The sequence below is a fragment of the Bacillus sp. P4_E1 genome, from assembly GCF_056401715.1.
Map to the genome: position 1 here is coordinate 35,901 of NZ_JBFUIV010000002.1, position 23,237 is coordinate 59,137.

21 protein-coding genes are annotated in these 23,237 nt (G+C 33.4%); 17 read left to right on the forward strand and 4 right to left on the reverse strand.

The features are described 5' to 3' along the window. Positions 1-19: 19 nt before the first annotated feature. The 5 genes from AC1DS7_RS02405 (at position 20) to AC1DS7_RS02425 (ending at position 4,992) form a co-directional block, all read left to right on the forward strand. Positions 20-1,207 carry a S1C family serine protease gene (locus AC1DS7_RS02405; RefSeq protein ID WP_002035000.1) on the forward strand — a complete coding sequence of 396 codons (1,188 nt, stop codon included), beginning with the start codon at positions 20-22 and terminating at the stop codon, positions 1,205-1,207. 53 nt (positions 1,208-1,260) lie between these two features. Further along, positions 1,261-1,446, forward strand: coding sequence for a CxxH/CxxC protein (locus AC1DS7_RS02410; RefSeq protein ID WP_002035001.1), 186 nt, complete (start codon positions 1,261-1,263; stop codon positions 1,444-1,446). A gap of 59 nt (positions 1,447-1,505) precedes the next feature. Continuing rightward, entirely contained in the window at positions 1,506-1,985 is a 480-nt protein-coding gene (gene rlmH, locus AC1DS7_RS02415) for a 23S rRNA (pseudouridine(1915)-N(3))-methyltransferase RlmH (protein ID WP_002130178.1), read from the forward strand. Positions 1,986-2,122: 137 nt separating this feature from the next. Then, a complete protein-coding gene (locus AC1DS7_RS02420) occupies positions 2,123-3,805 on the forward strand; it encodes an Alw26I/Eco31I/Esp3I family type II restriction adenine-specific DNA-methyltransferase (RefSeq protein WP_476998757.1) in 1,683 nt (560 codons plus the stop codon). After that, positions 3,802-4,992 (forward strand): DNA cytosine methyltransferase, encoded by a 1,191-nt coding sequence (locus AC1DS7_RS02425; RefSeq protein WP_476998758.1) that lies wholly within the window; start codon positions 3,802-3,804, stop codon positions 4,990-4,992. The genes AC1DS7_RS02420 and AC1DS7_RS02425 overlap by 4 nt, the downstream gene beginning before the upstream one ends. On the opposite strand, the gene AC1DS7_RS02430 is transcribed toward AC1DS7_RS02425, so the two are convergent. Then, positions 4,984-6,615: an Alw26I/Eco31I/Esp3I family type II restriction endonuclease gene (locus AC1DS7_RS02430; protein WP_476998759.1), complete on the reverse strand. Its 1,632-nt coding sequence runs from the start codon at positions 6,613-6,615 to the stop codon at positions 4,984-4,986. The genes AC1DS7_RS02425 and AC1DS7_RS02430 overlap by 9 nt on opposite strands. 448 nt (positions 6,616-7,063) lie before the next feature. Between AC1DS7_RS02430 and AC1DS7_RS02435 the strand changes: the two genes are divergently transcribed. The 8 genes from AC1DS7_RS02435 (at position 7,064) to AC1DS7_RS02470 (ending at position 14,661) form a co-directional block, all read left to right on the forward strand. After that, on the forward strand, positions 7,064-7,399 hold the full coding sequence (locus tag AC1DS7_RS02435; protein WP_476998760.1) for a hypothetical protein: 336 nt from the start codon (positions 7,064-7,066) through the stop codon (positions 7,397-7,399). A 189-nt stretch (positions 7,400-7,588) separates the two neighbouring features. Continuing rightward, positions 7,589-7,963: a hypothetical protein gene (locus AC1DS7_RS02440; RefSeq protein WP_476998761.1), complete on the forward strand. Its 375-nt coding sequence runs from the start codon at positions 7,589-7,591 to the stop codon at positions 7,961-7,963. Next, positions 7,956-9,551 carry a DNA primase family protein gene (locus tag AC1DS7_RS02445; RefSeq protein ID WP_476998762.1) on the forward strand — a complete coding sequence of 532 codons (1,596 nt, stop codon included), beginning with the start codon at positions 7,956-7,958 and terminating at the stop codon, positions 9,549-9,551. Before AC1DS7_RS02440 ends, AC1DS7_RS02445 begins: the two co-directional genes overlap by 8 nt. 239 nt (positions 9,552-9,790) lie before the next feature. Beyond that, the gene (locus AC1DS7_RS02450; protein WP_476998763.1) at positions 9,791-11,431 is read left to right on the forward strand and encodes a recombinase family protein; all 1,641 of its coding nucleotides are present in this window, start codon (positions 9,791-9,793) and stop codon (positions 11,429-11,431) included. Positions 11,432-11,678: 247 nt separating this feature from the next. Continuing rightward, the gene (locus tag AC1DS7_RS02455) at positions 11,679-12,041 is read left to right on the forward strand and encodes a nucleoside triphosphate pyrophosphohydrolase family protein (RefSeq protein ID WP_476998764.1); all 363 of its coding nucleotides are present in this window, start codon (positions 11,679-11,681) and stop codon (positions 12,039-12,041) included. 171 nt (positions 12,042-12,212) lie between these two features. Continuing rightward, a complete protein-coding gene (locus AC1DS7_RS02460; protein WP_476998765.1) occupies positions 12,213-12,503 on the forward strand; it encodes a hypothetical protein in 291 nt (96 codons plus the stop codon). 344 nt (positions 12,504-12,847) lie between these two features. Then, positions 12,848-13,507, forward strand: coding sequence for a hypothetical protein (locus AC1DS7_RS02465; protein ID WP_476998766.1), 660 nt, complete (start codon positions 12,848-12,850; stop codon positions 13,505-13,507). A gap of 275 nt (positions 13,508-13,782) precedes the next feature. After that, positions 13,783-14,661 (forward strand): radical SAM/SPASM domain-containing protein, encoded by an 879-nt coding sequence (locus AC1DS7_RS02470; RefSeq protein ID WP_002016446.1) that lies wholly within the window; start codon positions 13,783-13,785, stop codon positions 14,659-14,661. A 36-nt stretch (positions 14,662-14,697) separates the two neighbouring features. Here AC1DS7_RS02470 and pepF read toward each other — a convergent pair whose 3' ends face one another. After that, complete coding sequence (gene pepF, locus AC1DS7_RS02475) at positions 14,698-16,515, reverse strand: oligoendopeptidase F (RefSeq protein ID WP_002143954.1); 1,818 nt, start codon at positions 16,513-16,515, stop codon at positions 14,698-14,700. Between the two features lie 138 nt (positions 16,516-16,653). After that, positions 16,654-17,637, reverse strand: coding sequence for a GMP reductase (guaC, locus tag AC1DS7_RS02480; RefSeq protein WP_033708487.1), 984 nt, complete (start codon positions 17,635-17,637; stop codon positions 16,654-16,656). Positions 17,638-17,875: 238 nt separating this feature from the next. Here guaC and AC1DS7_RS02485 point away from each other — a divergent pair, with 238 nt between their 5' ends. Next, positions 17,876-18,907, forward strand: a complete 1,032-nt coding sequence (locus tag AC1DS7_RS02485) for an acyltransferase (protein ID WP_002035005.1) — start codon at positions 17,876-17,878, stop codon at positions 18,905-18,907. A gap of 229 nt (positions 18,908-19,136) precedes the next feature. Beyond that, on the forward strand, positions 19,137-20,582 hold the full coding sequence (locus AC1DS7_RS02490; RefSeq protein WP_002035006.1) for a DEAD/DEAH box helicase: 1,446 nt from the start codon (positions 19,137-19,139) through the stop codon (positions 20,580-20,582). Between the two features lie 44 nt (positions 20,583-20,626). Here the strand turns inward: AC1DS7_RS02490 and AC1DS7_RS02495 are convergent, their stop codons facing one another. Then, positions 20,627-21,187 (reverse strand): DUF1836 domain-containing protein, encoded by a 561-nt coding sequence (locus AC1DS7_RS02495; RefSeq protein ID WP_002035007.1) that lies wholly within the window; start codon positions 21,185-21,187, stop codon positions 20,627-20,629. A gap of 164 nt (positions 21,188-21,351) precedes the next feature. On the opposite strand from AC1DS7_RS02495, the gene trhA reads away from it, so the two are divergent. Continuing rightward, positions 21,352-21,999 carry a PAQR family membrane homeostasis protein TrhA gene (gene trhA, locus AC1DS7_RS02500; RefSeq protein ID WP_002016441.1) on the forward strand — a complete coding sequence of 216 codons (648 nt, stop codon included), beginning with the start codon at positions 21,352-21,354 and terminating at the stop codon, positions 21,997-21,999. Between the two features lie 183 nt (positions 22,000-22,182). Further along, positions 22,183-23,199 carry a UDP-glucose 4-epimerase GalE gene (gene galE, locus AC1DS7_RS02505; RefSeq protein WP_476998767.1) on the forward strand — a complete coding sequence of 339 codons (1,017 nt, stop codon included), beginning with the start codon at positions 22,183-22,185 and terminating at the stop codon, positions 23,197-23,199. Positions 23,200-23,237: the final 38 nt, after the last annotated feature.

Here is a 23,237-nt window from a genome sequence, read left to right on the forward strand (position 1 = left end):
GGAAGATAGGTGAACAAATATGTCCTTTATTGATGAAGAAAAATATCGTATTAAACGTGCAGGCAAAAAGAAACATAAAGGTATTGTCATTTCTAGCATAGCGGGGACAATTGTAGGGGCTTCATTATTTGCGTTTGGAGCTCCTTTATTTTCAAATCATGCAGGTAAGCTTCCGCAAGCTGAAGCAAGTGAAAAAAATATGGCTGAAGCTCAAAGTGGAAATGTTCCTGTTAAACAGATTAGCTTTGTAGACGCTGTTGATCGTGCTTCAGAGGCTGTTGTTGGTGTTATTAATATTCAACGAGACAATTTTTCAGAGGCTGATTCGGAAGCTGGTACAGGCTCTGGTGTGATTTATAAGAGAACAGATGGACATGCGTATATTGTAACGAATAACCACGTTGTTGCTGGGGCGAATCGTATTGAAGTGAGCTTAAGTGACGGTAAGAAAATTCCAGGTAAAGTATTAGGAACCGATGTAGTCACGGACTTAGCTGTACTAGAAATAGATGCGAAGCATGTGAAGAAAGTGATTGAAATTGGCGACTCTAATACCGTTCGTAGAGGAGAACCAGTTATTGCGATTGGAAATCCACTGGGGTTACAATTTTCCGGAACTGTCACACAAGGTATTATTTCGGCTAATGAGCGTATTGTTCCTGTAGATTTAGATCAAGATGGACATTACGATTGGCAAGTAGAAGTATTGCAAACAGATGCGGCAATTAATCCAGGTAATAGTGGTGGAGCGCTTGTAAATGTAGCGGGACAATTAATAGGTATTAACTCAATGAAAATTGCAGCAAAAGAAGTAGAAGGAATTGGACTAGCTATTCCAGTTACGAGAGCTGTTCCTATTATGAATGAACTAGAAAAGTACGGTAAAGTAAGAAGACCTTACGTTGGGATTGAACTAAGATCATTAAATGAGATTCCGAGTTACTATTGGTCAAAAACATTACACTTACCAGGTAACGTAACAGAAGGGGTCTGCATTTTAGATGTGAAAAGTCCTTCGCCAGGTACGGATGCGGGTCTTAGAGAACATGATGTTATTGTGGCGGTAGATGGAAAAGCGGTGCACGATATTATTGGGTTCCGCACGGCCTTATATAATAAAAAAATTAATGATAAAATGACTCTTACGTTTTATCGTGGTACAAAACGAGCGACAACAACGGTGAAATTAGGCATTCAAAAGTATTAAAAACAGGAGGGCCTACCTCCTGTTTTCTATTGTAGAAAAGTGAGGTGAAGAATATGAATTTACCTTGTTGTTTAGAACATGTTGAATTAGCATTAGATATCATTGTGGATGAGTGTGAAGTCGCACCGGTTATTAACAATGTGGATAACTCTAAAGAAGAGAAAAAAACATGTGAATTTTGTCAAAATGAGGCGACATATGTTGTATCGAACACAGATTCTCACACAATATGTGGGTAACATTTGTGGATATGTGGATAAGTCCTGTGGATAACGTGTTTGTAAGGTGGGGAATAAATGTGAATATCTCGATTATTTCAATCGGAAAATTAAAAGAAAAATACTTAAAACAAGGTATAGCAGAATACTTAAAACGATTATCTTCTTACGCAAAAGTAGAAGTAATTGAATTGCCAGATGAAAAGGCACCAGAAAATTTAAGTGCAGCAGAAATGTTAATTGTAAAAGAAAAAGAAGGTATTCGTATACTGGATAAAATTTCTGATGATACGCATGTCATTGCGTTAGCTATAGAAGGAAAACAAAAATCATCAGAAGAATTTGCGGTAAGTATAGATCGCCTTGCTACATATGGAAAGAGCAAGATCACATTTGTAATTGGTGGATCACTGGGGCTTAGTTCTGAAGTAATGAAGCGTTCAAACGAATCTCTTTCTTTTTCGAAGATGACATTACCACATCAATTAATGCGATTAGTATTGCTTGAGCAGGTGTATAGAGCGTTTCGGATTAATCGTGGTGAACCGTATCATAAGTAAATGAGGTTTAAATTGTATTGTATTACCTTTGAAGGCAGCTTTATTTTATGGTTAAATATTAATTGGGACACAGGGTTATCTGTGTCCCTTAATAATTTAAAAAATAATCTGTTGAGAATTTATCTAGGAGGTTTCGTATGAAAGGTAGTATTGTTAATTTATATGATAAAACTAATGAGGCAAATGCTTTATTAGACTTTATAATAGATAAATCTCAAACTAATAAGAGTATATCCTGGCAAAAAAAATCTAAAGGACAATTTTATACACATAACTTAATTGGTGAAAAATTAATTTTAGATTTGATTAATCATTTAGAGGGCTTTGAAAATAAAAAAAACATCTCTATTATAGATCCTTTTTGTGGCGATGGAAGGTTAATTAAAAGTTTCCTTAAAGAAGTATGCAAATTAGATAAATTTAAAAAAACTCAATTCGAATTGCATTGTTGGGATATTGATGAAGAATCGGTAGAAGCTGCTGTTGAAAATTTGAAGAAGGCAGCGGTTAATTATAATTTAAGTGTAGTAATTGAAGGTAGAGTCTGCGACAGTTTCTCTCATGCAGAAGATAATAGAGAACAATTCGATATTTGTATAACTAATCCACCTTGGTTAATAGTAAAGCCTTCAAAAAAAGAAAAAGAATTGTTATCTCAAGAAGAACAAATCGAATATATCCAGGTATTAAAGGACCTGGATAACTTGTTAAATAGATATTATCCTTTATCAGTACCGAGTAAGAAATTTGCCGGTTGGGGAACAAATTTGGCTAGATGTGGTACAGAGTTATCATTAATGTTAATTAACAAAACAGGTATATGTGGAATCGTATCGCCGGCTTCTTTGATTGGGGATCAAGTTTCAACAAAATTAAGGAAGTGGATATTTGAAGAGTTCTCGGTGAAGAGTATTTCTTATTTTGTAGCCGAGGCAAAGCTGTTTGGTAACGTTGATCAAGATGTAATATCTATAACGATTACTAATGAAAAAAATAAAAAAATACCACCTATTTTAACTCATTATAATAAAAATTTAATACCCGCTACTTATAATTTGGCTAATAAACAATGGGAACAGATACGAAATGAAGGTTATATTATTCCCATTCAATTTGGTTTTCAAATTATTGAAATGAATGACTTGTTTAGTAAATTGAAGAAAATGAAGGATTTAGAATTATCTAATGATATTTGGATGGGAAGAGAAATTGATGAGACTAAGATAGATACTAAACTTAGTAATCGAGGAACCTATCCTTTTGTCAAAGGGAAAATGATAAATCGTTATAATTTTAATATTAATCCGGATAGATATTTAGATATGAGTAAATTCAATAAATTACCAAAATCTATTGATTTTGAACGTATTATTTGGCGGGATGTATCAAGAATGAGTCAAAAAAGAAGAATGATTGCGACAATAATGCCTCCGAATTATGCCGCAGGTAATTCTTTACATGTTTTATATAGTAAAGAAGGGAACTCCAAATTATTAAGGGCACTATTGGCGATAATGAATTCTTTAATTTTTGAAGCACAAGTCCGAGCTAGTTCAGCTACAAATCATGTTTCTTTAGGCGTTGTTCGGAATATCAAAATTCCTAGAATTAATGAAGAGCAGATAAATAAATTATCACAAATGGTGGAAAATATTGTCGAAAATGAAGTGGAGTTAGAAATATACGTTGCTTTATTATATGGACTTTCTTATGAACAGTTTTTAAGTATGTTAACAATGTTTGATAAATTAAGCCTAGCAGAGAAGCAGACTTTTGAACAGGAAGCAATTAAATATTTTGACAGGGGTGAAGTTAATTGATACCAAATCATTTATCACAAAGTCTTAGCGAATTAGATAGAACCATTATTGAGCATGTACCTCCGGGTGGAAATTGGAAAAATATACCCGAATGGGTTCCTTCTAAGAGATTAGAGCAAATTAGGGAGAGCTATGCAGCTGGAAAAGGTAGTCGTTCAACATACTATGGGAGACTGAATCCTAAAAAACCTTCATACACAATGAATACGTATTTTAATAGACCTGGTAATGGTTGTCATATACATTATGAACAAAACAGAACTTTATCACAAAGAGAGGCAGCTAGATTACAATCCTTCCCTGATAATTTTATTTTCCAAGGAAGTAAGACTGCTATAAATAATCAGATTGGTAATGCTGTTCCTCCGTTATTAGCATATCAGTTAGCAGAGTTATTTCCATTTAAAGGGGCATATATAGATTTGTTCAGTGGAGCAGGAGGATTATCTCTAGGATTCAAGTGGGCAGGATGGGAACCACTTATTGCTAATGATATTGATAAATGGGCATTAGAAACCTATAAAAGCAATATTCATTCGGAGGTGATTTTAGGTGATTTGAGAGAAGAATTTATATCAAATCATATTGTATCTATAGCTTTGAATTTTAAAGAAAAATATCCTAAGGTTCCTCTATTTATTTTAGGAGGACCGCCCTGTCAAGGATTCTCTACAGCTGGTAATAAAAGAGATATAGTTGATGAGAGAAATTGGTTGTTTGATGCGTATGTACAAATTTTAAATAAGGTACAACCTACAGGATTTATATTCGAAAATGTAACAGGCTTATTAAGTATGGAAAAAGGTGAGTTCTTTGAAATGGTTAAGGGCGAACTTGGTAAATGCGTCGATACGTTAAATGTTCATAAAATAGATAGTGTTAATTTTGGAATCCCTCAGAGAAGAAAACGTGTAATTATAATAGGGACCTCTTTACAACAAAAAGAAGATTATGGGTTAGCACAAATTACAAGCTTAGATAGCGAGGGAGATTTATTTTCTGAATACCAACCAGCTATATCAGTATATGATGCACTGTCTGATTTACCTGAATTAGAACCAAATGAAGATGGGAGTAATAAAAAATACTTAATGCCCCCTAAAACTTCATATCAAGAATTAATGCGAGATATGATAAATGCTAAGGAATACTTGAGTTCCTTAGCATTTGATAAAAATTTAGTCTAGAGAAGTGGCGACCATTCTAACATATCTATCATCTAGCCACATAGCAGATAATTGATTACCTACTAATTGCATAATTTCAACTAGTATACCTTTTGATCTTAGGTAATTAGTAGGTTTTTCTGTTATTGGAGGCAGAATTTCCAAGAACTGTTGTAAATCATAATCTGTTACTGTATTGTTTTGGAGTTTATTTAAAAGTGTTAATTGTATAGATTGTAAATCTGGATTGGTGGCATCAAATAATAAGCTGTTAATTTCCTCTATTTTTGCTGAAATTTCATCGTTGGTAATTAACAAGGCATTTCTATTTTCTTTTTTTGCATAAGTATCTAGTGCCTGTAAACCAACTCGGATTCTTCTTATTTTTTGCTCAATTATATAACTTTGTTGACGTTCACTAAATACTAAGTTGGCATTGACGATATGGTTATTTACCTTTATATTTTCAAAAGTAACATTTCTGTTTGCATATTCCAGTCCTAAAAATGTGCATAGGAATACAAGGTGTCCTCCTTGATAAAGGTTGAATAATAGGAGCATTGCAGAATGCCTGTTATCCCGTAACATTTTACTTAAGCGAAGTGCAGTCTCATTATCATTTACATCAAACTTTCTTAAATTCCATAAATGAGAAGCGTACCAAGATGACACTATTTCACCAGTATCTTCAGAGTTGATTAAATTTTGTACATCTGAAAAAGTCATCCGATTATTTTTAGCGCTGTTACATGCATTACATAGTAATTGAAAAGTAGGGCGGTGTCTAAAACCCAAAGATATTGGACCAATATGATCTGCTGCACAAGGCCCTGGATGATTATTTAAACATCTGATTTGGTTTAGTTTTGGAGCAGAGCGAATTAACCCCATTAATCGATCTGCTGCAATCCAATCGCCATCAACCCAATATTCAAAGGCTCTTCTATCTGTACTATATGAACTAAGATTTTCTGGCCGGCGTCCTAAATCTTTAACATTTCGGCAACAAATATTTAGTGTATGAAATCCGTCCAAACGGTCAGGAGCATTTGACATAGCACCTGGACTTAGCATATTTGGCTCATTAGGAATGTATTCTTTATCAAACCATACCAGTGCTGTATTTATATCTGTGAAAGAAGGTATATTTTTAACTGAGCTACACTTAAATAAACCCTCAAAATTCTCGAAAATCCTATTGCCGTATCTTATATGCAATCTCTCTATTAGTTTTAAAATATGCTCAAGAGGATTAAATTCAAAATCATCTTCTATATATGCTAATTTAATGAATCTACCAATTAAGTTCTTGGTAGGATAACAATATCTTAGTTCCATGAATTCTCCACAATTAATACAAGGTTTCATTTTAGTTGGATGAATAGCTTTAGCAGTTTTACTAATCCAAAAATTCTCTTTAGGATCAATACCAATTGAAATAGCCTTTTTTATCCACCATTCTTTTCTCTTAATATGAGAATCTTTAAAAGCTCCACTTTTTCTATTAGAAGGAGCTTCCCATTGAATTTCATCATTTTCAAAGTATAAATCAGGCATGCCTTCATAGGCTTTATTTTCAGCAATGTCTTTTTTATATTTAATAAAGTTAGGATGACCTAATCCATAATCAGCTTTTTTCCCCATAATATATACCCCCTTCATATATTTCGTACGTAATAAAAACCATTTTAAGAATATATTAGTAATTATAATGAGTTCTATTATTTAGTATATCAATTTTCGAATATATTGGAAGGATTTAAATGGAATCAGTAAAGAGAGTAAGCACTTTTTGTGTAAGGTTAGTAAAAATTAGGTGTTTTATATAGAGAGTGTTGGGGGATGAATCCTGCAACACAACTATGAAATCATGAATAATTTCTTGTAAGGATGGTTCCTATACTTATTTACTAAGGTTTATGGGCAACTATAACTATAGGGGTAAGAAAAGGGAATGAATTTTATTCAACCTACATGTTTTTAGGTGTAATAAAGAATTTTTAAAGTATATATTATAGTCATGAAAGAGAATTAGTAGTCCTAGCCTTAATTAGAGGTTAGGGCTTTTTCTATTTACAAGGAGGAGATAATAATGGATTTAAAATTAGAAGAATTTTGTAGCTTTATGAAGTACACATTTAGTGTAGATATTGATGAAGAACAGGTAGGAGAAGAAACTATGCTTTTATATAAGGAAGATCTGGATGGGAATCTTGTTTCAGAAATATTACTAGCAGTTACTCCTGATTTAGTATTAGTTCACACATATGTTTATGATACAGAAGAAAATGAGTGGATGGTTTGTATGGTATCCGATGCCAATGCAAATTATCCACTTTTTTTAATTTGTTTAAAAGATGGAGAAAAAATTTATGAGAAGCTATTAAAAAAACAGAAAGATAAAAGTTCACATTTTTGTCACAATTAGTTTTTCAGACGTTTGTAATTATGGACTAAGTACAAACGTCTTTTTGTTGGCTTTTTCCTATTTTTATATAGTATTTTTTTGATTGCCTTTATAGTTGTATATAGCGTTTAATAAAGTTTGTAAATAGCTCTTATTTGCAGATTCGAATCTAAACTAAACATGCTGCAGCATTAAATAAACCGAAAGTGAGTGAATTTAATGCAAAACAATAATTTTAATCAATTAACATCTCTAAAGGTAGAGTATGCTTTTCAAATTGACAGATATGAGGTCATTACTGCACGTACATCCCAGCGCTTTTTAAAATTGGTTTTTAAGGTTTGGAATGAAAATGAAGACTTTGAAATTGATCAATTATATATGCTTTATGATGACAATAGTGCCCATTCTTCATTTTATGATTTTATTAATCAATTTCGTCAGTTTGGAGAAGTCAAAGATGAAATTTTGGTACAAGATTTAATTGGTGAAAGAGGAACTTGTTATTTTAAAACCAATTTTTCAAATGGAAAGGTGTATCAAAAAATCGTATTAACATCTTGGGGGGGCAACATAAATGAATGAATTTATACAAGAATTTGAACTAAAAAAAATACATATACTTAATTGTCATGGCAGTCTCAAATCTTTAACGGAAAACATTAATGAATTGTTTTCCATTAGCCAACTTGCAGCTGCTGCAAGACAAGTAAAGAATATATCTCTAAAAAAGTTATTGGAACTTTTGTTATCTAAAAAAGTGGTTGATGAATTAGACTTCTCATTAATTCAACCCTTTAATTCAGATCATGTGAAAATTTTAACATCTGAACTGCATCATGCGGTTCAGGTATCAAAAGCAATCCAAACAGGTTTTATTTATGAAGAAAAAAAGAGAAAGTATCAATTTAATTCTAATTTATTTGCAGATTATTTTCTTACAAGAGTAAAAATGGTTTGTGATGAGAATGGTTTACTTTATGCTTATAGCAAACAGGGGGTATTTAAGTTATTGACAGATACGGAGATGGGGAGGCTTGTTCGAATATTAATGAATGAAGGATTAGAGCATAGTTGGCGAAGTAGTCATGAAAAAGAAGCCATTCAAGCTATTAAACGGGAATGTTTTTCAAAATCACAATTGGATTGCATGCGTGAATACGTTAATTTGCAAAATGGTATGTATTCATTAAAGGCTGGTTCGTTAGAAAAACATCATCCTGACTTCTTATCTACTATTCAAATACCAATTAAATATGATGGCGAGGCAGATTGTCCTACATTTAAGAAATTTATTAAGGATATTACTTGTAATGATGAAGAATTGAAAAATGTACTACAAGAGTTAATGGGTTATTTATTGAGCCCAGAAATTAGATGTGAAAAAGCATTTTATTTTTTTGGTAGGGGTGCAAATGGAAAAAGTGTTTTGGCACGTATCATAGCTATATTAGTTGGTGAACAGAATGTGAGTAGTATTCCACTTTCTCATTTTAGTTCGGATTTTGGTCTAGAGGGTATCATAGGTAAAACCGTTAACATTGCACCTGAGAATGAAATGCGAGGTTCACAATTAAATACGGAAGCATTTAAGGCTATTGTTAGTGGAGATGGAATGAATATTAATTTAAAATACAGACCTTCAATTACTAACTATAAGTCAAAATGTAGACTGGTGTTTTTGGGTAATGAACTACCGGATACAACTGATTTAACAAATGGCTATTTTCGTAGGATGTGTATTATTCCTTTTAAACGGACATTTAGTGAGTCAGAACAAAACCGAGATTTACTGATGGAATTAACTGAAGAATTACCTGGCATTTTTAATTGGGCTATTGAAGGGCTCAAAAGATTAAGAGAAAACAACTATGTATTTAGCCGATCATCAGTAATCGAAGAAGAGTTGAGGAAATACCGCTTGTCGCAGAATCCAGTTCTTAATTTTTTTGAATCTATCGTTGTATATGATGCATCTTCTAAATTAAAACGTAGTGAATTATACAATTATTTCAAACTTTGGTGTGAACAAAATGGGATTGATCGTATTCGCACACGCCAAAGGTTTTATAAGGACTTAATGAATGTGATAGATAGTAAGGAATTATCTATTGTGGAAAAACGAATTCAAGGTCATGAATACTTTGAAGGGATTAAATTACAATCATTTTAATTAATTTAGTGGTCAAATTGGCTCTAAGTTGGAAAGTTTTAAAATTTATGTTATTCACTTTTTTTGAAAAGTTTTTCACCTTTTCTTTTTTGACCACTAAATGTAATAAGAGAAATTATAGATATATATTATAAAAGTGAGGCTTTGATAATGGAAAAAGAAAATATAAATGAAGTACTTGCTATTTTAACTTCAATGCTGATTGACTATTTAAATCAAGAAGGAGGAACTGATGCATAATGATAGAGAGTATGACGACTAAAACTGTAGCAATTTATGCAAGGGTGTCTACTATAGAACAAGCCGAAGAAGGTTACAGCATTGACGAACAAATACGTGTCCTCAATAAATTCTGTGAGCGTGAAGGCTATTTGGTTTATGATGAATATGTGGATAGAGGAATTAGTGGGAAAAATATTTCAGGACGTCCCGCAATCCAACGATTATTGCTTGATGCAGAACAAAAGAAATTTGAAGTAGTGCTTGTTTGGAAAATGAATCGCTTAGCACATAAAAGTTTGGATTTAATGAACATTGTTGAAAAGCTAGATAGTAAAAACATCGCTTTTCGCTCCTATACAGAAAGGTATGAAACAGAAACGTCCACTGGAAAGTTACAATTTCAACTGATGGCTGCTATTGCTGAATATGAACGTAACAATATTGCAGAAAATGTAAAGATGGGGATGATAGCTAGGGCAAAGGAAGGACGTTGGAATGGTGGACAAGTGCTGGGATATGATGTTGTAGAGATATCAAGTGATAATAGGAAACGCAAAAATACGCATCTTGTTATCAATGAAAGAGAGGCAAATACTGTTCAGTTGATTTTTCAAATGTATAGTTCCGGACACGGTTATAAATCGATTGCTAACTATATCAATAAAAAAGGATACCGAACAAAAAAGGGCAAAACTTTTTCATTGAATGCAATTAAAATAATTGTTACGAATCCAGTTTATGCTGGCTATATTCGATACAACGTTCGTAAAGATTGGAATGAGAAAAGACGAAATAATATCAATCCTAATCCAATCATTCAAAAAGGGGAACATGAACCAATCATTTCAGAAGAGGTGTGGCAGATAGCTCAAAATGTTTATCAAAGTCGTTCATGTAAACCAAATCGTATACATGATGGTGAATTCCCACTAACAGGCATTATGAGATGTCCAGCTTGTGGTGCAGGAATGGTCATTAGCCGAACTACAAACACATTAAAAGATGGAACTAAACGAGTTCTTGAATACTATGTTTGTGGTGCGTGGAAAAATAAGGGTACACTAGTTTGCCGTTCAAATGGTGTACGAACGGAGTACGCAGATGCGTTTACATTAGATAAACTTCAACGATTGATGCATAGTGATAAACTTATTAAAGAGCTTGTAAAAAGTGTGAACAGTCGCAATGGAAAAATATTTGTTCCGCTACAAAAGGAATTTGACATGTACGCTAAACAGATGAATGAGGCGGAACAAAAGCTTTCGAAAACGTTTGATGCCTATACAGATGAGTTGATTTCCAAAGCAATGTATGTAGAAAAGGCGAAAAGATTAGAAGGGCAAATACAAAAATTAAAAGAACTGATGGAACCTTTAAGAAAGCAAATGCAAGGAAATACAGTGAAAGTTGTTTCTTATGAAATGATTAAAGAAGTATTGTTAAATTTCTCAAAGGCTTTTCAAAATGCTTTAACGAGGGAACAACGAAAAAGGTTGTTACATTTACTCATTCATAAAATCACAATCAATGAAGATAGAAAAATTGAAAGTATCCAATTAAAACTTAATAATGAAGTATTAAAAGAACTAAAAATAGGGGTAGATGACTCATCAATTGATGAGTCATCTACCTCTTTTTCAGTTTTGATCGCTATTTAAAGGAGGTGATTCCATGGATCCAATCAAACTTTTTACAGCCGGTCTAACACTAGCGGTAACAGTTTGCTTACAGATCAAAAAGAATTTTTAGGAAGGGTGGGAAAGGTTGATGCGTTGGTTTTTATGTGGGTTTGGAGCTGGGGTAGTTATTGTTTATTTGTTTATAAATAAGTAAGAAAAAAAGCGTCTATTTAATTTTAAAATGTTATTATTGTGATCAGGGAGAACATGAACTAGAGGTGGAAAGATGAAAGAACTTCAGGAATTTACAAAAGGATATCAGCGAGAACTTAACTTTCATATCAAAGATAATTCATATGAACGGTGTAAAACATCACTATTAACAAATCATATGTTACTAACAACAGAGGTAGCAGAGGTAGCAGAATTATTACGAGAGTTATTTGCAACAACAGAAAAGAAAATGCTTGAAGGTTATTCTGAGGTAGAAGCCTTTCAATTTGCAAAGGAACAAATTACGAAGGAGCTTGGAAAAGAAATTTCTGATTGCGTTGCTTACTTATGTAAATTAGCTAATTTCTTTGAAAGAGATATGGAGACAGATTTTTATTCTAAAATGGAGGAAGTAAAACAAAGGATGAATAAGTAGTGAAGTATGAAAGGATCCTTAACTGAAGTTAAGGATCTTTTTTATTATTATTTTAAATAGAGAATTTGTTTGGTAATTTAACGTTTAAGAGGGAGAAGGTTCATTATAAAACGATGACCTTTCTCCTTCTTTTTGTATTGTCATTTACCTATAAAAAGGAGCGAACAATATATGAGCATTATTGGGCTATTTAGGAATTATATTGAGGAACATCATCCACATCTTGCTGAGAAGGAATGGATAGTAGATGTTAGAATGTTATTAGTAACAGAGATTCAAAATGGAGAAGTTAAGGCTATAATTCCTAACGAAATCAAAGGGGAACTAAAGTGCTGGATATTCTACTATAATGGTGGTGCACCTAATGTTGTGTATCTATTACAAGATAAACGGGGTTTGCAGGATATTGGGATGGGTCTACTAAAAGCAGGAAAACTGGTTAAGCCTATTTGCTTTGTTTAAGGCACTTATAGATGGGTTTAGGATATAAATAGATACAATTAATAAATCGGAAAGGATGGAACTAAGGGACATCATATTCCCCTGTTATAAAAATGTGGTAATATTGGAGGGGATAACTTTAAGTTAGCTAGCTCGTGAGTTACAAGCTAACTTGTACCCTAACCAAAAATCAAACTTCAATGAAATTATCTATACATATAGATAGAAGTCTCATCTGCAAGTAACAGTAAGAGCGCATGATTAGGGTCATTGTTTAAGGAATTTGGGTATGATGAATTGTAAATTAAAACATTAAGAGAACTTTATTATATACGAAAAATTAACTGGAAAAAGGGGAGATTTATATGGCAACTAAGTATTATAATATTGCTAACTATCTGCAAGATACCAAATATGCATCCGAACATCTAATAGAACAGATAGTAAAAGCGGATAAAAATAGGAAAATAATAATCAAAACACTTGAGGATTGGGCTAAGGTTGAGGAAAAGGAATTGGAGTTTTTAGGAGTAGAGGCGGATTCACCTGAATACTTCGAAGCTCGAGATGCCCATACAGCAGAACTTAAGAAATTTGATAAAAAGTATAAGACAGACCATATAAATGCCTCCGATATTACTTTGATAAAGAGCAAATACAATGATAGTTTGAAAGCTGCTAATGGGACGGTGGAAGCATTATCAGGGGCTGTATTACAAATTGCAAAGCAAGGCATTTCAATAGTTCACGGTTCAAATAAATTTGATTGCGAAAAGGTGGGGTGTAAAGAGTTTGCATCGGCAACATTACTGGATGTTATATGGGAAGGTAGGAATCAAGCCATGCATTTTGAGGAACGTAAATTTGGTGAAGGAGTAGATCTTTGCTTTGGAAGTTTATCATCAGTAAATTCGATCTTTGCTGATTATAAGAAAAACAAAAATATGGCACATGAAATAATAAAGCTACTTAAATGGGAAAATTATAAAAATTTTCATAAAGATATGATGTCATTTAAAAGATAGAAAAAGAAATAATTGATTTTTAGAAAAAATGCTAGTTATTGAAGAGTTTGAATAACCTCATTTAGATGCGTCACGGTGAACCTTATCATAAATAAATTTTTCATTTGTATATAAAGAGTAAAAAAGACCATTGGACAAAAATAACCGATGGTCTTTTAAACATTAATAGATGGTATGTAGATTTCCTAAAATAAGTATGTTTCTATTTCTAAAAAAATATGCTGTAATATGAAGAGGGAAAAAGTATAAGTAGTCATAGAAGTGAGGAATTAAAGGTGAAGAAGTTTAAGAAGTTTTACTTGGAGATTACGAGTGTATGTAATCTTGCGTGCAGCTTTTGTCCGCCGACGGAAAGGCAGAAGCAATTCATTTCTGTAGAGGATTTTGCTAAAAGATTAGACCAAATTAAACCTCACACAGACTACATTTATTTGCACGTGAAGGGTGAGCCGTTGCTCCATCCGAAAATAGATCAACTATTAGATTTAAGCCATGAAAAAGGGTTTAAAGTTAATATTACAACGAACGGAACGTTAATTAATAAGAGAAGGCATAGACTGTTAAATAAGCCTGCGTTAAGACAAATGAATTTTTCACTGCACAGTTTTGATGGACACCCAGGTTCGCAAGATAAAGAGGGCTATGTAAGGAGTATACTTTCTTTCATTAGAGAGGCAACAAGTCAATCGGACTTAATCGTTTCACTAAGATTATGGAATTTAACTCAGGATAATAAAACAAATGCTGAAATCCAAAAAAATAGGGATTTATTATCTATAATTGAAAATGAGTTTGATCTATCTTATCAAATTGAAGAGAAGCTTACACCGGGAAAAGGTATAAAAATTGCGGAACGTGTCTTTATTAATCAAGACTATGAATTCCAGTGGCCGGCATTGCATGAAGAAGAGGATGATGGAAAAGGATTCTGTCATGGTCTTCGAAATCAGGCTGGAATCTTAGCGAACGGAACGGTTATTCCTTGTTGTCTAGATGGTGAGGGAATTATTAATCTTGGAAATATTAATAATGATTCATTCTCTAATATTATTGAAGGCGAAAGAGCGAACAATATTGTAGATGGATTTTCAAAAAGGGTTGCAGTAGAAGAACTATGTAGAAAGTGCGGATACCGCAAAAGATTTGGAAAGTAAATATAGAATAAGCCCTCATAAAGCGAGGGCTTATTTTTATTCTTGATAAGAACGTTCTAATTCATCAATTAAGGAACCTACGTAAGAAACAGCTTTACGGATTGCATCTGGTTTTGACATGTCTACTCCAGCGTGTTTCATTAATTCAAGTGGTTTCATTGTACCGCCTGCACGGAGTACATCAAGCCAGCGATCAACAGCAGGTTGTCCCTCTTCTTTAATCATTTGAGCTACAGCGGTAGAAGCAGTTAGTCCCGCAGAATATGTGTAAGAATATAAGCCCATATAATAGTGAGGTTGACGCATCCATGTTAAACCGGCGCCTTCATCAATTTCTACGGAATCTCCCCAGAATGTCGAAAGGACCTTCGTTTTTATTTCAGTTAAAGTTGTAGCTGTGAGTGCTTGCCCTTCTTCTGCTAGAGCGTATACTCTTCTTTGATATTCTCCCTCAAGTAGATGGGTAACGAAGTTGTGGTAATATGTGCCGAGTAGTTGCAGAATAACCCATCTGCGCATTCTCTTATCTTCAGTAGTCGCAAGTAAATGCTGGGCTAATAGTAATTCATTCATCGTTGATGGAGCTTCAACGAAGTACATAGATGGACGCACATTCATAATACGCTGATTTTTATTTGCTAAATAAAAGTGACCAGCATGTCCAAATTCATGAGCTAATGTGAAACACCCGCGCATCGTACCCTGCCATGTAATTAAAATATAAGGGTGAGAACCGTATGGGCTAGAGCAGAAGGCACCTGTTGATTTTCCTACGTTATCTGCAAGGTCTACCCATCTTTCTTTGAAGCCCTTTTCGATAATGGAACTATATTCATTTCCTAATACTTTTAAAGAATCTTGAATGAGTTTGCCAGCTTCTTCGTAAGTGATTGTTGGATTAAATTCAGGATCTAACGGTGCATGTAAGTCACAGAAAAGCATTTGATCAAGCCCTAATACATTCTTTTTTAAATCTGCAAAACGGCGCATATGAGGCGCTAATTCGTTATAAATAATATCTAGTTGGTTGTTATACATTTCAAGTGGAACCTTTTGAGGTTCTAAAAGCATATGGGTAACGGACTCGTACTTGCGCAAACGAGAAAGCGCCACTTGTTTTTTTACTTCAGTAGCATATGTTGTTGCAACTGTATTTTTATATCGTTTCAATGTGGAAACAAATGATGAATATGCTTTTTTACGTATATATGCGCTTGGAGAAAATTCATATTTGCTTTCGAATAATGCAAACGATACAGGCAAATCATTTCCCTGTTCATCTTGTATAGAAGGGAAATCCATATCGGCTAATTTAGTCATGCCGTAAATTTTGTAGGGTGAACTATGAACTTCGCCGAGTGCAGCAAGAGCTTCTTCTGTTTCAGGAGAGAGAGTGTGCTGCCTCTTTTTGAGTATCTCTAGTAATGATTTACGGAAAGGTTCAAGTTTTATTTCCTCAGTTAAATATTTTTCAATTGTTCCCTCCTCAAATGAGAGAATTTCGTTATGAATAAAGGATAGTGCGGTATGTACATTCGTTCCTAGAGCGGAAATTTTGGAAGAGTTCGCTTGAATAACTGAATCTGTACGATCAGCGGATTCTTTTAAATTTGCATATGCGCCGATTTTTGTTAGCTTCATTAAAAGCTCTTCTTCTAAAAGCAGGCAATTTAATAAGGTAGCGGGGCTAGTGTGTAATTGTCCTTTAAATGCATCAAGTTTTTTTATATCGGCTGTTAATACACGTAATGCAGTTTCCCACTCTTTATCAGATTCGTATAAATCAGAAAGGTCCCATGTCAATTCAGTAGAGACTTCCGCGCGAATAAGGCGTTTCTCAATTACATTTTTCATTTGTTATATCCCCCTTATTATAAGTATCTAAAAACATGATACTAGAAAATTCAGTGAAATGAAAATATTTTACATTTTTATATATGAAAAAGAAGGACAAGCATAAAAAATGCTTGTCCTTCTAGTTAAATTTATAAATTAATATACTTTGTCACCGTTGAAAATAGAGTTTTTCACGACTACATAATCTACAGTACGAATTGAGTCTAATTTTGTTCCACCAGCGTAAGAGATAGAAGATTGAAGATCTTGTTCCATTTCGATTAAAGTGTCTTCTAAAGAACCTTTATGCTCAACGAACATTTTCTTACCTTCAACGTTTTTCTTCTCACCTTTTTGGAATTCAGAAGCTGAACCGAAGTACTCTTTATAAAGTTTGCCATCTTTTTCGATTGTTTCCCCTGGAGACTCTTCATGACCTGCGAATAGAGAACCGACCATAACCATAGTTGCTCCAAATCGAATTGATTTAGCTACGTCGCCATGTGTACGAATACCACCGTCAGCGATAATTGGCTTACTTGCAGCTTTTGCACACCAGCGAAGTGCAGCTAGCTGCCAACCGCCAGTTCCAAAGCCTGTTTTAATTTTAGTAATACAAACTTTACCAGGTCCAATGCCAACTTTTGTTGCATCAGCACCAGCGTTTTCTAATTCTCTTACCGCTTCTGGAGTTCCAACGTTTCCAGCGATAACGAAGCTTTCTGGTAAATGTTTTTTAATATGTTGAATCATGTTGATCACAGCATTAGAGTGACCATGCGCGATATCGATTGTAATGTATTCAGGTGAAAGTTTCTCAGCAGCTAATTGTTGTACGAATTCGTACTCGTCTTCTTTAACACCAACGCTGATTGAAGCAATTAATCCACGTGATTGCATATCTCTAATGAATGAGATGCGTTTCTCTGGTTGGAAACGATGCATGATGTAGAAGTAATTATTTTCAGCTAAATAAGTTGCGATTCTTTCATCAATAATCGTTTGCATATTTGCAGGTACGACAGGTAATTTAAATTTATGTTTTCCTAAAGTGACAGTTGTATCACACTCAGATCGGCTATTTACAATACATTTTGCAGGAATTAATTGAATGTCTTCATAATCAAATACATTTTCCATCATTTGCACCCCTAAAATACGAATATTTTATTCAGTTTCTTTAAAAACGTTCGTCCAAATGATAATTTACAGTATTTTTAGTAATAAGTCAAAGGTTTTAATGTTTAATTTAAAAAATTAAAGTTAATTTAATAGTTATTGGGTTTATATGGTTGTAATGTATTTTAATATGTAATAGTTTAATGTAGAATTATATATGGAAAATAGTAGATAAATATATTGATTTAGGGGAGATTTTATGGGACGTTTAGTATATATGGATTGGCTACGTGTAGTAGCGACAATTGCGGTTGTTACAATTCACGTTGCTGCTGGTTATGTTTCTACATTAGATTCAAATAACGTATCGCGTTGGCTGGCTGGTAATTTTTACGACTCACTTTCGCGTGCTAGTGTACCAATTTTTGTAATGATTAGTGGAGCGCTATTATTAAAGGGAACAAAAGATACTTCTATTGGGGAATTTTTAAAGAAACGTGCAAGTAAAGTGATTATACCTTTGATAGGTTGGAGTGCTATATTTTATATCTATGGGGCTTGCGTAGGATATTTTCCGGCTTCTTTAAAGCAAGGGATAAAGTACTTTTTAACAAATAGTATTGGGTTACATCTATGGTTCTTATATATGATTGTAGGAATATATTTAATCGCACCTTTACTGAAAGTATTTGTGAAAAATGCTAAGAAGAGAGAGATAGAATATTTTTTAATTTTATGGCTATATGCATCTGTTATCGTCAAGCTAGTAAATTATTATTATCCTATCAACTTTAATATCGAACTATTTTACGTTACAAATTATGTAGGGTATTTCCTACTTGGTTATTACTTATCGAATTATGATATTGTGAAAAAATGGAGAAATATTTCTTATATTGGAGGACTTGCAGGATTTATTGGTACGTTCTTTATTACATATCATTATACAGTCAAAGCTAATGGACAGCTGGATCAATATTGGTATGAATATTTTGCTCCGGGTGTTGTACTTATGGCAATTGGGTTATTTGTCTTTTTCAAATATGCTTTCCAAAATTCAGAAAGACAATTACCATTTTTATTACGTGGCATAAACCAAGCAAGTCTTGGGATTTATATTCTTCACTTTTTCTTATTAAATAATTATCTATACATGGTCATTCCAAAGGTGAATGCACATGTACATGCAATATTGGCAATACCTATAAATGTAATTATTACACTTGTCCTTAGTATGTTAATAACTTTAGTATTGCAAAGAATACCGGTTGTAAAAAGGCTAGTTCCGTAAAGAAAAAATCTGAAAAGAAAATATTTTCCGTTATGTAGGTGGACAGGCTTATTATTAAGACTGTCCTTTATTATGTTGTTTTAAAAAACAATATAAAAAGAGTTATACTTAGGTTAAGTTGATATTTTAGCGAATTAAAAATATTAGTTTGATATATCCTCTTAGTATAATTAAATGTAGGGGAATAAAAAATATAATTATTAAATACAGAATAAAATGAGGTTATTACATGAGCAAAAGAAGTTTTACCGATTATGCATTAAGTAAAGAAATTGTAAGAGCACTTACTGGTTTAGGATATGAACATCCAACGGAAGTGCAAGGAGAGGTTATTCCAGTTGCCTTGCAAAAGAAAGACCTTGTCGTGAAATCACAGACTGGAAGTGGAAAAACCGCTTCATTTGGCATACCACTTTGTGAAATGGTGGAGTGGGAAGAGAATAAGCCACAAGCTTTAGTTTTAACACCGACGAGAGAGCTTGCGGTGCAAGTAAAAGAAGATATTACGAATATAGGTCGTTTCAAAAGAATTAAGGCCGCTGCAGTTTATGGTAAATCTCCATTTGCACGTCAAAAATTAGAGTTAAAGCAAAAAACACATATTGTAGTTGGGACTCCTGGCCGTGTGTTAGATCATATTGAAAAAGGTACCCTTTCTTTAGATTGTTTGAAGTATTTAGTTATTGATGAAGCGGATGAAATGCTGAATATGGGTTTTATCGATCAAGTAGAGGCAATTATTGACGAATTACCTAAAAAACGAATGACAATGCTATTTTCAGCAACACTTCCAAAAGATGTTGAAAAGTTATCTCGTACGTATATGGATTCGCCAACGCATATTGAAATTAAGGCTACCGGGATTACAACAGATAAAATTGAACATACACTTTTTGAGATGAGAGAAGAGGAGAAGCTTTCACTTCTTAAAGATGTAACAACGATTGAGAATCCAGATAGTTGTATTATTTTTTGCCGTACGCAAGAAAATGTAGATCACGTATTTCAGCAGTTAAAGCGGGTTAACTATCCTTGTGACAAAATACATGGTGGTATGGTACAAGAAGATCGTTTTGAAGTTATGGACGATTTTAGAAAAGGAAAGTTCCGTTATTTAGTAGCGACAGACGTAGCTGCTAGAGGAATTGATATTGATAATATTACACATGTTATTAACTATGATATTCCATTAGAAAAAGAAAGTTATGTACATCGTACGGGAAGAACGGGACGAGCTGGTAATAACGGGAAAGCTATTACATTCATGACGCCGTATGAAAATAGATTTTTAGAAGAGATTGAGGAGTACATTGGCTTTGAAATTCCAAAGGCACTTGCACCTTCAAAAGAAGAAGTTATGAAAGGGAAAGCAGTATTTGAGGAAAAGATACATGCTAAACCAATTATAAAGAAAGATAAAAATGCAGACCTAAACAAAGGAATTATGAAATTGTACTTTAATGGCGGGAAGAAAAAGAAAATTAGGGCGGTAGATTTCGTCGGTACAATTGCTAAAATTAAAGGTGTTACAGCAGAAGATATAGGAATTATTACAATACAAGACAATGTTTCTTACGTTGAAATATTAAATGGAAAAGGACCACTTGTTTTAAAAAATATGAAAAACACAACGATTAAAGGGAAACAATTAAAGGTTCATGAAGCAATTAAGTAAACAAAAAAACTATCCACCTCTAACAGGTGGATAGTTTTTTTTGTTTAAGTTTCTTTGAGGTCATCAACTAGTTTCTCTGCTAAACGTCTATACATATTACTCATAGTCACGAAGGATGTTAGTAATAAAAACTTTTCTAGCTTTGGATCTTCTAAGGAAGAAACCTCATTTACTTCCTTAACACGGTTATTCACGTCTTGCTTAAAGCTTTCCACATTGGTGTCAGTAAGAGAAAGGTAATCTTTATATAGAGTATTTAATTCGAATGTATCATCGTTTATTAACGGTGCATTTATATTTTCTAAGGAGCTTTTTATATCATTAATGGAAAGAGCTCCTTTTAATTGATAAATTAAGCTGATTAAAATCATATGTTCTTTTGAATACTTTTTATTTTTGATAGGGATGAATAATTTCCCTTTTGCGTAATTGTTAATCATTGTTTTTGTTAATACTTTTTCATCATCAGTTCTCGTTGTATCCGCATAAGTATTCTCAAATAGTTGGACAACTTGGTCTACATATAAGTCGACATTTGGGATATCCTCAAGTTTAATACTTTTTTCTAAATGTAATGATTCAAGTAATTTATTTATATTTTCCACGTAGAACCCCTCACTTTTATAACTTAGTGGAACTTAATGTTTAGTATATCTTTAAATATGGTATTACGAAACAAATGAATTGTAAATGTTGACCCGTACGGATAATACGTATATAATTACATGTAGTTATGAAAACTACATGTAATTATATGAGGGGTGTTTATATGAATGTTTATGTAAGAGAACCGGTTAATGCATTTACTCACTTAGGAGGAGCTGTATTATCATTTATTGCATTATTAGCTATGCTTGTGAAAGTTTCTGTTAAGATGCCATCTGTTGCTGCAATTACAGCTGTTATTTTATTCGGTATCGGGATGATGGTCCTTTATATGGCATCAGCTGTGTATCATAGTGTCGTAGCCAGTGAACGTGTTATTTATTTCTTTAGGAAGCTAGATCATTCTATGATTTTCATATTAATTGCAGGTACATATGCACCCTTTTGCTTAATTACATTAAATTCGGCAAATGGTTTACTATTATTTTGTTTAGTTTATGCAACGGCAATTTGTGGTATTGCTTTTAAAATGTTTTGGTTTAATTGTCCAAGATGGTTATCGACAGCAATTTATCTTCTGATGGGTTGGTTAATTGTTCTATTCTTTGCACCGCTAGCTGAGAATCTAAGTACAGGAGGTATTATTTTCTTAGTACTTGGAGGCATTTTTTATACAATTGGTGGGTTTATTTACGGTGCGAAGCCAAAATGGTTGGAGTTTAAATATATGGGACACCATGAAATTTTTCATGTTTTTGTATTGTTAGGTAGTCTTGCACATTTTCTAAGTGTATATTGTTACGTAATTTGATCAAAAAACGCCACGCGATGTCTGTTATGTGGCGTTTTTTTATTACCTGATTTGAATCGTGTATTGTACTAAAAATCATGGGATAAAATGTAAGTTTCTGTGTTCGCATAATAAACATATGATAAGAAATATGTGATATACTTTGAGAAGTTTATAATGAATGAAATATGGAGGACTATAATTATGGCAATACTTGTAACAGGTGGAGCAGGATATATTGGTAGTCATACATGCGTAGAATTACTAAAAAACGGTTACGAAATTATAGTAGTAGATAATCTTTCGAATAGCTCAGCAGAGTCTATAAATCGAGTGACAGAGATAACAGGAAAACAGTTTAAATTTTATAAAGAAGATATTTTAAATCGAGAAGCACTTGATGCGATTTTTGAAGAAAATACAATTGAAGCTGTTATTCACTTTGCAGGCTTTAAGGCTGTAGGGGAATCAGTAGAAATTCCGTTAACGTATTATCATAACAACATTACAAGCACATTAGTGCTATGTGAAGTGATGCAGAAGCATGATGTGAAGAAGATGATCTTCAGTTCGTCTGCAACAGTGTATGGTATTCCAGAAACATCACCAATTACGGAGGAGTTTCCATTAAGTGCAACGAATCCATATGGTCAAACGAAATTAATGATTGAACAAATTATGCGTGATGTAGCATTTGCGGATGCAGGATGGAGTATTGCATTACTTCGTTATTTCAACCCATTTGGTGCACATGAAAGTGGACGTATTGGAGAAGATCCAAACGGAATTCCAAATAACTTAATGCCATATGTAACGCAAGTAGCAGTAGGGAAGTTAGAGGAATTAAGTGTATTTGGAAATGACTATCCAACAAAAGATGGCACGGGTGTCCGTGATTATATTCATGTTGTAGACTTAGCAAATGGCCATGTAAAGGCGCTTGAAAAGGTACTTGGCACTACTGGGATAGATGCATACAATCTCGGTACAGGTACTGGTTATAGTGTGTTGGAAATGGTTGAAGCATTTGAAAAGGTTTCGGGAAAAGAAGTTCCTTATAAAATTACGGAGCGTCGACCTGGCGATGTGGCAGTATGTTTTGCAGATGCATCGAAAGCGAAGCGTGAATTAGGATGGGAAGCAAAACGCGGATTAGAAGAGATGTGTGCAGACTCTTGGAGATGGCAATCAAATAACAAAAATGGCTATCTAGAAGTTTAATAAACAGATAAAAAAATGACCTTTTGCGGGAGCAAAAG

What these genes read in the sequence shown, in the direction of transcription:
- pepF (WP_002143954.1), bottom strand. Translation starts at nt 16,515, where the DNA reads ATGAAAAATGTAATTGAGAAACGCCTTATTCGCGCGGAAGTCTCTACT.
- galE (WP_476998767.1), top strand. Translation starts at nt 22,183, where the DNA reads ATGGCAATACTTGTAACAGGTGGAGCAGGATATATTGGTAGTCATACA.
- AC1DS7_RS02485 (WP_002035005.1), top strand. Translation starts at nt 17,876, where the DNA reads ATGGGACGTTTAGTATATATGGATTGGCTACGTGTAGTAGCGACAATT.
- AC1DS7_RS02410 (WP_002035001.1), top strand. Translation starts at nt 1,261, where the DNA reads ATGAATTTACCTTGTTGTTTAGAACATGTTGAATTAGCATTAGATATC.
- AC1DS7_RS02460 (WP_476998765.1), top strand. Translation starts at nt 12,213, where the DNA reads ATGAGCATTATTGGGCTATTTAGGAATTATATTGAGGAACATCATCCA.
- guaC (WP_033708487.1), bottom strand. Translation starts at nt 17,637, where the DNA reads ATGGAAAATGTATTTGATTATGAAGACATTCAATTAATTCCTGCAAAA.
- AC1DS7_RS02450 (WP_476998763.1), top strand. Translation starts at nt 9,791, where the DNA reads ATGATAGAGAGTATGACGACTAAAACTGTAGCAATTTATGCAAGGGTG.
- AC1DS7_RS02405 (WP_002035000.1), top strand. Translation starts at nt 20, where the DNA reads ATGTCCTTTATTGATGAAGAAAAATATCGTATTAAACGTGCAGGCAAA.
- trhA (WP_002016441.1), top strand. Translation starts at nt 21,352, where the DNA reads ATGAATGTTTATGTAAGAGAACCGGTTAATGCATTTACTCACTTAGGA.
- AC1DS7_RS02445 (WP_476998762.1), top strand. Translation starts at nt 7,956, where the DNA reads ATGAATGAATTTATACAAGAATTTGAACTAAAAAAAATACATATACTT.
- AC1DS7_RS02455 (WP_476998764.1), top strand. Translation starts at nt 11,679, where the DNA reads ATGAAAGAACTTCAGGAATTTACAAAAGGATATCAGCGAGAACTTAAC.
- AC1DS7_RS02420 (WP_476998757.1), top strand. Translation starts at nt 2,123, where the DNA reads ATGAAAGGTAGTATTGTTAATTTATATGATAAAACTAATGAGGCAAAT.
- AC1DS7_RS02490 (WP_002035006.1), top strand. Translation starts at nt 19,137, where the DNA reads ATGAGCAAAAGAAGTTTTACCGATTATGCATTAAGTAAAGAAATTGTA.
- AC1DS7_RS02465 (WP_476998766.1), top strand. Translation starts at nt 12,848, where the DNA reads ATGGCAACTAAGTATTATAATATTGCTAACTATCTGCAAGATACCAAA.
- AC1DS7_RS02435 (WP_476998760.1), top strand. Translation starts at nt 7,064, where the DNA reads ATGGATTTAAAATTAGAAGAATTTTGTAGCTTTATGAAGTACACATTT.
- AC1DS7_RS02430 (WP_476998759.1), bottom strand. Translation starts at nt 6,615, where the DNA reads ATGGGGAAAAAAGCTGATTATGGATTAGGTCATCCTAACTTTATTAAA.